The sequence below is a fragment of the Pseudoalteromonas sp. 20-MNA-CIBAN-0454 genome (assembly GCF_040308685.1).
GTDB classification, from domain to species: domain Bacteria; phylum Pseudomonadota; class Gammaproteobacteria; order Enterobacterales; family Alteromonadaceae; genus Pseudoalteromonas; species Pseudoalteromonas nigrifaciens.
The window spans coordinates 1-697 of sequence record NZ_JBEOOB010000095.1 but is presented as its reverse complement, the minus strand read 5'-3'; the positions used below and the strand labels follow the sequence as shown (position 1 = coordinate 697).

General features: G+C 42.0%; 2 protein-coding genes. Both read right to left on the bottom strand.

What is annotated here, in order from left to right:
- The coding region (locus AAEZ22_RS18100) for an ATP-binding protein (protein WP_352298362.1) at positions 1–434 on the bottom strand (434 nt) is incomplete at its 3' end.
- Positions 435–445: 11 nt separating this feature from the next.
- The coding region (locus AAEZ22_RS18095) for a BTB/POZ domain-containing protein (RefSeq protein ID WP_352298359.1) at positions 446–697 on the bottom strand (252 nt) is incomplete at its 5' end.

The following is a 697-nucleotide window of genomic DNA, read 5'->3' as shown; positions in this document are numbered from 1 at the left end:
GCTAGAAATAGACTTTCAAGTAATTCTTTTAATCGAATATAGAAGACACTTTTTCCTTGTAAACAGTGCTCGTGACCCAAGGCACACGCGAGGTAGGTTTTGCCACAGCCTGTGGCGCCTGTAATTAATATATTCTGATGTAAACTCAGCCAGGTGCTTTGGCTGAGGCCGCGTATTTGTGCTTTATCTAGATTACGCTTCGGCGAGTAAATGAGTTGATTTAACTGACCCGGTACACGGAATTTTGCTTGTCGCACCAATCGCTCTATTTTTCTTTGGTCACGCGTATCAATTTCATGCGTTAGCAATAAACTGACGCGCTCTATAAAGCTTTGTTCTTGGTATAGGTTTGGCTGTTCAAGCTGCTGCTTGAGTGCTTGCTTTATACCCGATAACTTGAGCAATTGAAGTTGCTGATTAATTGTTTCTATCATGTTTGCATTCCTTAATGGTAGTAATCTGTGCCACGTATGTTGCTGTGTGTAATTGGCTTTTCTGGCTCTGTTTGGAGTGTGGGTAATGGTTGTTGGTCTAACCCTTTTTGCAGCATTTGCTTAATAGATCTGTGTGTGGTCGTATTCATGCAAATTGCTCGGTAACATGCTCGCTCGAGGCGTTCTTTTGAATACGTTTTAGCTAAACTTAACACCCCTAAACAGGTGCGATAAGCTTGCTCTGGATGACGTTTGCTATTAAG